This window comes from Cellulosimicrobium sp. NPDC030954, assembly GCF_055571305.1.
The window spans coordinates 363,472-371,454 of the sequence record NZ_JBVIFN010000004.1; the positions used below are offsets into that span (position 1 = coordinate 363,472).

General features: G+C 74.2%; 7 protein-coding genes. 2 read left to right on the forward strand and 5 right to left on the reverse strand.

The window, feature by feature from the left end:
- Window positions 1-82: 82 nt before the first annotated feature.
- The 3 genes from arc to ACZ402_RS11485 all read right to left on the reverse strand — a co-directional run bounded on the left by arc (window position 83) and on the right by ACZ402_RS11485 (window position 4,279).
- Complete coding sequence (arc, locus tag ACZ402_RS11475) at window positions 83-1,741, reverse strand: proteasome ATPase (protein ID WP_375823797.1); 1,659 nt, start codon at window positions 1,739-1,741, stop codon at window positions 83-85.
- Window positions 1,742-1,923: 182 nt separating this feature from the next.
- Entirely contained in the window at window positions 1,924-2,931 is a 1,008-nt protein-coding gene (locus tag ACZ402_RS11480) for a tRNA (adenine-N1)-methyltransferase (protein WP_375823820.1), read from the reverse strand.
- 169 nt (window positions 2,932-3,100) lie between these two features.
- Window positions 3,101-4,279 (reverse strand): site-2 protease family protein, encoded by a 1,179-nt coding sequence (locus ACZ402_RS11485; RefSeq protein ID WP_375823798.1) that lies wholly within the window; start codon window positions 4,277-4,279, stop codon window positions 3,101-3,103.
- Between the two features lie 68 nt (window positions 4,280-4,347).
- Between ACZ402_RS11485 and ACZ402_RS11490 the strand changes: the two genes are divergently transcribed.
- Window positions 4,348-5,094 (forward strand): phosphotransferase, encoded by a 747-nt coding sequence (locus ACZ402_RS11490; protein WP_375823799.1) that lies wholly within the window; start codon window positions 4,348-4,350, stop codon window positions 5,092-5,094.
- On the opposite strand, the gene ACZ402_RS11495 is transcribed toward ACZ402_RS11490, so the two are convergent.
- Entirely contained in the window at window positions 5,091-5,777 is a 687-nt protein-coding gene (locus ACZ402_RS11495) for an HAD family hydrolase (RefSeq protein WP_375823800.1), read from the reverse strand. The genes ACZ402_RS11490 and ACZ402_RS11495 overlap by 4 nt on opposite strands.
- A gap of 247 nt (window positions 5,778-6,024) precedes the next feature.
- On the reverse strand, window positions 6,025-6,825 hold the full coding sequence (locus ACZ402_RS11500) for a DUF4184 family protein (protein ID WP_375823801.1): 801 nt from the start codon (window positions 6,823-6,825) through the stop codon (window positions 6,025-6,027).
- A 201-nt stretch (window positions 6,826-7,026) separates the two neighbouring features.
- Between ACZ402_RS11500 and ACZ402_RS11505 the strand changes: the two genes are divergently transcribed.
- A complete protein-coding gene (locus ACZ402_RS11505) occupies window positions 7,027-7,893 on the forward strand; it encodes a PAC2 family protein (RefSeq protein ID WP_253049744.1) in 867 nt (288 codons plus the stop codon).
- Window positions 7,894-7,983: the final 90 nt, after the last annotated feature.

Here is a 7,983-nt window from a genome sequence, read left to right on the forward strand (position 1 = left end):
AGCGGCGAGACCCCGCCGGTGCGACGGCCCGCGCGAGCAGGTCGCCGACCCGACGGGGTCTCGGGGCGTCGGTCGGATGGTCCTACAGGTACTGGCCGGTGTTGGTGACCGTGTCGATGGTGCGCGGGGAGCCGCCCTCGCCCTTCTTCTGGACGATCGTGCGGATGAAGACGATGCGCTCGCCCTTCTTGCCGCTGATGCGTGCCCAGTCGTCGGGGTTGGTCGTGTTGGGCAGGTCCTCGTTCTCCTTGAACTCGTCCACGCAGGCGGAGAGCAGGTGGTCGACGCGGATGCCGCGCTGGCCGGTGGCGAGGAAGTCCTTGATCGCGGACTTCTTGGCCCGGTCGACGACGTTCTGGATCATCGCGCCGGAGTTGAAGTCCTTGAAGTACAGGACCTCCTTGTCGCCGCTCGCGTAGGTGACCTCGAGGAACTGGTTCTCGTCCTCCTCGGAGTACATGCGCTCGACCACGGACCGGATCATCGCGTCGAGGGCCTCGCGCTGGTTGCCGCCGTGCTCGGCGAGGTCGGCGGCGTGGATCGGCAGGTCCTCGGTGAGGTACTTGGCGAAGATCTCCTTCGCGCCCTCCGCGTCCGGCCGCTCGATCTTGATCTTCACGTCGAGGCGACCGGGTCGCAGGATCGCGGGGTCGATCATGTCCTCGCGGTTCGACGCGCCGATGACGATGACGTTGTCGAGCCGCTCGACGCCGTCGATCTCGGCGAGCAGCTGGGGAACGATCGTCGTCTCGACGTCGGACGACAGGCCGGTGCCGCGCGTGCGGAACAGCGACTCCATCTCGTCGAAGAACACGACGACCGGGGTGCCCTGGGACGCCTTCTCCCGGGCGCGGGCGAAGATCAGGCGGATGTGCCGCTCGGTCTCGCCCACGTACTTGTTGAGCAGCTCGGGACCCTTGACGTTGAGGAAGTAGCTGCGCGCCGCGCCCGAGCCGGCCTCGACCTGCTCCCCGCGCGCCCGCGCGACTGTGTGCGCGAGCGAGTTCGCGACCGCCTTGGCGATGAGCGTCTTGCCGCACCCGGGCGGGCCGTACAGGAGGACGCCCTTGGGCGGGTGCAGCCCGTGCTCGCGGAACAGGTCGGGGTGCGTGAACGGGAGCTCCACGGCGTCGCGGATCTGCTCGATCTGCGGGCCGAGGCCACCGATGTCCTCGTACTCGATGTCGGGGACCTCCTCGAGGACGAGCTCCTCGACCTCGGACTTGGGGATCACCTCGAACACGAAGCCGCTGCGCGTGTCGATCGTCAGCGAGTCCCCGACGCGCAACGACGCGTGCGCGACCGAGCCGGCGAGGCGCACGACACGCTCCTCGTCGGCGCGACCCACGACGAGCACGCGGTCGGCGTCGAGGATCTCCTTGGCGGTGACGATCTCGCCCGTGCGCTCGTACCCGCCCGCCGCGACGACGGTCATCGCCTCGTTGAGCTTGACCTCCTGGCCGGGGCGCAGCCGCTCCACGTCGAGGCTCGGGCTGGCGCCGACGTGCATCTTGCGCCCGGCGGCGGACACGTCGACCGACCCGTCCGGGTGCGCGGCGAGGAACACCGCGTACGTGCCGGGGGGCTTGGCGAGGTCGTCGATCTGCCGCTTGAGGTCGAGGATCTGGTCGCGCGCGGCACGGAGCGCCTCGGCGAGCCTCTCGTTCTTCGCGGACAGCAGCGCGAGCTCGCGCGCGCTGCTCTGCGGGGCCTCGTCGCTACGGCCGAATGTCTCGCTCATGGGGTGTCCCCTCTCGCCGGCGGCTCGCCCGACCGCGTGGTGGACGGCGGACGACGGACCCGCGGGAGGACCCGTGCCGACCACCGTCCGGCGGTCGGGTGTCGACCTTAGGCACAATTCTGGCCCGTGCACACCGACGACACCCAGGGTGAGACGACCGGGTCCCGATCGTTACCGGACCGTCACGGACCCGACACGCCGGACGGGTGCTCGCCCTGCTCGGCGCCGTGCCCGGGGACCTGCTCCGAGCCCTGGAGGTCGGGCTGCTCCGGCCCCTGGCCGACGTCGCGCCGCACGCGGCGGATCTTCTTCTCCGACACCGGGCGTTCGCCGAGCTCCTCGGGCGACCACTGCTCGGCGTCGGTCGGGTACGCACCCTTGGCCGGGCGGCGCTTGCGCTCGGGCGGCGCGACGCCGTCGGCCAGACGGCGCGCGGTGAGCAGGAAGCCCGTGTGCCCGATCATGCGGTGCTGCGGGCGCACCGCGAGGCCCTCGAGGTGCCAGCCCCGCACCATGGACTCCCACGCGACCGGCTCGGCGTAGCGCCCGTCGGCGCGCAGGTCCTCCGCGAGGCGCGAGAGCTGCGTCGTGGTGGCGACGTAGCAGACCAGCACGCCGCCGGGGACGAGCGCGCGGGCGACGACGTCGAGGTTCTCCCACGGGGCGAGCATGTCGAGGACGACGCGGTCGACCGTGCCGTCCCCGGTGACGGTGGGCAACACGTCCGCGAGGTCGCCCACGGACAGCGTCCAGGCAGGGTGCGCGCCGCCGAAGAAGGTCTCGACGTTGCCGCGCGCGATGGCCGCGAAGTCCTCGCGGCGCTCGATCGAGTGCAGCTCGCCCGCGTCCCCGACGGCGCGCAGGAGCGACATCGTCAGCGCGCCCGAGCCGACGCCCGCCTCGACGACGCGCGCGCCGGGGAAGATGTCCGCCATCGCGACGATCTGCCCCGCGTCCTTGGGGTAGACCACCGCGGCCCCGCGCGGCATGGACAGCACGTAGTCCGCGAGCAGCGGGCGCAGCGCGAGGTACTCGATCTCGGCCGTGTTGCGGACGACGCTCCCCTCGGGCTGCCCGATGAGGTCGTCGTGGCGCAGGTAGCCCTTGTGCGTGTGGAACGTCGCGCCCGGCGCGAGCGTGATCGTGTGCAGGCGTCCGCGCGGGTCGGTGAGCTGGACCTTGTCACCCACGCGCAGGGGCCCGCGGCGCTCGTCGGCGCCGGTCGCGCCGGGGCGGTCCGGGGCGGCGGCCGCGGGCGCGGGCGCGGCGGTGTCCTCCGGTCCGGAGGGCGTCGTCTGGGGGCCGGGCGTGGCGGCGGGCTCGGAGGTCACGGGCGACCATCCTACGGGCCGGACGCGGTCAGCGACCGCGCTGCGCGTCCCGCAGAGCCGCCACGACCCGCGCGACCTCGAGCGCCCCGACGACGCGTCCGCCGTCGGTCACGACGACGACGGCGCCGTCCCGCCCGACGCGTGCCAGGGCGCCGAGCATGTCCTGACCCTGGAGGTGCGCGTCGATCGTCGCGCCCGCGGGCAGCGGCACGGCGACGGCGCCCACGGGCGTGGCCTCGGCGGCGTCGGGCGGCACGGCCGCGGCGGCCCCGGGGTCCGCGTATCCCACGGGCCGGCCCGTCCCGTCGACGAGCACGGCGAGGACGTGCGGCCCGCCCGCGAGCGCCACCGCCCGTCCCACGGCACCGACCGTCGCCGTGGAGGGCACCGCGACGGCGGGCCGCGCGAGGCCGCGCACGGAGAGCCCGGAGACCGCCTCGCGCGTCCGGCCCGCGGTGATCGCCTGCCCGGCGCCGCTCCAGAGGAACGCGCCGATGAGCGCGGCCCAGGCGACGGTCCACAGGTCGGGCTGGCGTCCGACCGTCAGCGGCCACACCAGGGCCCACGCGACGACGCCGACGGCGACCGCGCGCCCGACCCAGCCCGCCGCGACCGTGCCCCTGGTACGCGAGCCCGTCGCGGCCCACACGGCCGACTCGAGGATCTGCCCGCCGTCGAGCGGCAGGCCCGGCAGGAGGTTGAAGAACCCGACGAACGCGTTGGAGAACGCCCCGGCGTAGAGGAGCAGCGCGGGCACGGAGAACGTCGGCTGCGCCTGGAACGTCACCCAGAACACGACCGCGAGCGCCAGGTTGGTCAGGGGCCCGACCACGGAGATGAGGAAGCCGTCGAGCGGGCGGGCGGACGTCCCCGAGTACGCGGTGTGCCCGCCCCACAGCGTGACGGCGAGCTCGGTGACGTGCTGCCCGCGGGCCCGCGCGACGAGCGCGTGCGCCACCTCGTGCAGGAACACGGAGGCGAACAGCAGGAGCACGAACGCGAACGAGACGAGGTACACCTCGTTGCCCAGGTGCGGCGCGAGCCGCCGCACCGTGGGGACGAAGAGCACGGTGAGGATCGCGGCGGCCAGGAACCACGACGGCGTGAGGATGACCGGTGCGCCGACGATGCGACCGATGACCCAGCCCTTCGTGCGCGGGCCGGCCGGTGCGGGCGTGCGGGGGGCTCTGGGGTCGGGTCCGTCCACCCTGAGAGCCTATGCGTTCCGCGCGCCGACCCGGACGTCGGGCGGGCGGCGGGTGCGATGATCGGGCCGTGCACGCTCACGACGACGACGAGGACGAGGTCCCGCTGACCGGAGGGAACGTCAACGCCGTGGTGCGCGTCGGCGACACCGTGCGGCGGACGGCCGGGCCGTGGACGCCGACGGTCCACGCGCTCCTCGCCTGGGTCCGCGCCCAGGGGGTCTCCGTGGCCCCCGCGCCGCTCGGCCGCGACGCGGTCGGGCGCGAGGTGCTGACCTGGACCGAGGGCGAGGTCGGCGGCTGGCCGCTCCCGGACTGGCTCTGGGACCGCGCGACGCTCCGCCAGTCGGGCGCGATGCTGCGGGCGTGGCACGACGCGACCGTCGGCTTCGCGCTCGCCGGGGCGGTGTGGCGCTCGCCCGTGCGCGAGCCGGCGGAGGTCGTGTGCCTCAACGACGCCGCGCCGTACAACATGGTCCGCGCGGGGGGCGCGCTCGTCGGGTTCATCGACGTCGACATGGCGTCACCAGGGCCCCGGGTCTGGGACGTCGCCTACCTCGCCTACCGGTTGTGCGGCTGGTGCGAGGACATGCCGGCCCCGCCCGGGCTCGCACCCGAGGAGCGGCTCGCCGAGCTGCTCGTCGGCTACGGCCTCGACCGCGCGCCGGCTCCCGCCGCCGTGCTGTCGACGATGCACGAACGTCTCCTCGACCTCGCCGGCTGGACGGACGCGCACGCCCGGGACACCGCTCGGCCGGACCTCCACGACCAAGCCGCGATGTACCGCCGGGACGCGGCGCGCCTCGCGCGAGGCTAGGCGGCGTCGTCGTCCATGAGGTCGACGACCTCGCCGGAGACGAGCCGGGCGAGCAGGTCGAGGTCGACGAGCTCGAGCGACGGCGTCCGGCTCAGGCCGGGCGCGGGCAGGACGGGGACCACGGCCTGCACGCCGAGCGTCGCCGCGCCGGCCGCGCGGGCCGAGGCGATACCGGCAGGCGAGTCCTCGATGGCGACGCAGCGCGTGACGTCGACGCCGAGCCGCTCGGCCGCGAGCAGGTAGGGCTCGGGGTCAGGCTTGCCGCGCTCGACCTCGTCGCCGCACACGAGCACCTGGAACGCGTCGTCCGGCGCGAGCTCCGCGACGGGTGCGGCGAGCTCGCGGTAGGACATCGTGACGAGCGCGCACGGCACGCCGGTCTCGCGCAGCGCCGTGAGCAGCTCGCGCGCGCCGGGCTGCCACGGGACCGCGGCCTGCACCTGCTCGACGACCCGCCCCAGGAGGAACGCGACGATCTCGTCGACCGGCAGGTCCACTCCCCCACGGTCCCGGATGATCCGCGCGGACTCGCGCAGCGGGTTCCCCACGAGCGACATGGCGTCCTCGTGCGTCCACGTGCCCCCGTGCGCCTCGACGAGCTCGTGCTCCGCGGCGATCCAGTAGGGCTCGGTGTCGACGAGCGTCCCGTCCATGTCCCACAGGACAGCATCAGGCAGCTCCACGCTCGAAGACGTCTTGCGACCTGCGTTCATCTCGCCATGAGGGGCGGCCATCACATACTCCCAACCGAACGGTGCAGCACGTCGTGCAGCACCCGACCCTAGCCGCTCCTCCCGCCACGATCGTCGGGCACCACGCTCCCGGCCAGGACGCCGCGCGCAGGACGGTCCCTGCTCATCGACCCGGCCCCAGGCCTGCGGTACGCGTCGGACCCTCGCGCCACGCCGGTACGCCCGGCGCGGGTTCTCGTCACGGCTCCGTGCCGGTGATCGTGGCCGAGCGCCGTCGACCGGCCCAGCACCACCACGCGACGGCGTACACGAGCACCCCTGCGGCGAGCGTGGACCCCGCAGCCTTCGCGACCGCGGTGAGGACCCCCTCGACCCCGGCGAGCTCGTCCTGCCCCGCGCGCACGGCGGCCGCGACCGTGACCCCGACGACGAGCGCGACGATCCCGGCGACGATCGCCGCCCGGCCCGAGGTGAGCCGCAGGCGACCCCTGTCGCCTCGCCACGCGGCGAACCGGCGCCACGACCACACCGCGAGCACCCCGAGTCCCAGCGCCGTGCTCGCATGCTGCAGCACACGGCTGCCGTCCCACCCCGTCGCCGCGGGCTCGCGCGCCGGCACGAGGAGCTCGACGAGGACTCCGGCGTCGTCCGTCAGCGCGTCCCACAGCACGTGCGTCGCGACACCGAGCACCAACGAGACGACGCCCCAGCACGCGCGGACGCCCCAGGAGCCGCCCCCGGGCTTCCTGCGGACGTCCCCGCGCTCGTGCCCGACGACGAGGGCGCGGAGCGGGGCGCGCACGACGGACCAGAGCGCGAGGAGCACCGCGGCGGTCGGCACGGCCACGGCGAGCGCGCCGAGCGGCTGGTGCGTCGTCGTCGCGTTGACGAACGGCTCGTACCAGGAGTCCGCGGACCGCGGCACGCGGACGAAGTACGGGACGTCGGGGGCGACGGCCCCCGCCACGAGGGCGGCAGGGACGAAGGGGGCCCGCACGAAGGGCAGCACCGCGGCGGGGTGGGACAGGGTGAAGGGCACCCGTCGATCCTCGATCCTCCCTCACGGGGGCGACGTCCCACCAGGGACGTACCTCGTCGCGACGAGGTTCGTCCCGAGGAATGACAGGACGGCGCACCGGACCGAGGGGCGCGCCGCGCGCCCGAGGTACCCCTGCCCGCCGACTACGCCACGCGCGAACCCGCTCCGCCGTCGTCGGGCCCGGCCGCATAGGCTGGGGCGATGACCGAGAACGCGACCGAGGGCACCCGGCAGACCGTGATGATCGCGGCGTTCGAGGGCTGGAACGACGCGGGGAGCGCCGCCACGGCTGCGCTCCAGCACCTGCACGAGGTGTGGGGCGCCGAGGACGTCGACGAGCTCGACCCGGAGGAGTACCACGACTTCCAGGTGAACCGCCCCGTCGTCACGACGGACGACGACGGGCTCCGCGAGATCACGTGGCCGACGACGACGATCGCGTCCGCGACCCTGTCGCCCGGTGGGCGGCGGGTCGTGCTCGTGCACGGCATCGAGCCGTCGATGCGGTGGCGCCGGTACTGCCGCGAGCTGCTCGACATCGCGGAGGAGCACGACGTGCGCACGGTCGTCACGCTCGGCGCGCTGCTCGCCGACGTCCCGCACACGCGGCCCATCCCCATGACGGCGACGTCGGAGAGCGTCGGGCTCCAGGCGGTGCTCGACGTCGAGCCGAGCACGTACGAGGGGCCGACGGGGATCGTCGGGGTGCTCCAGCACGCCGCCGCCGAGCGGGGCCTGCAGTCGGTGTCGCTGTGGGCGGCCGTGCCGCACTACGTGGCGCACCCGCCGTCGCCCAAGGCGACGCTGGCGATCCTCGCGCGCATCGAGGAGCTCCTCTCGGAGCCCATCCCGCTCGGGGATCTGCCCGAGGACGCCGAGGCGTGGCAGCACGGCGTCGACGAGCTCGCCGCGGAGGACGCCGAGATCGCGGAGTACGTCCAGCAGCTCGAGGAGGCGAAGGACACCGCGGAGCTGCCCGAGGCGAGCGGCGAGGCGATCGCGCGCGAGTTCGAGCGCTACCTGCGCCGTCGCGACCGCGGCAACCCGGGCAAGGGCCCGACGGTCTAGGCCCTGTCCTGCGAATGTTCTTGGCATGTGTCCGGTAATGTCCGGGTTGTGGGTGTGGGGCGTGGTGAGCTGACTGACACGGCGTGGGCG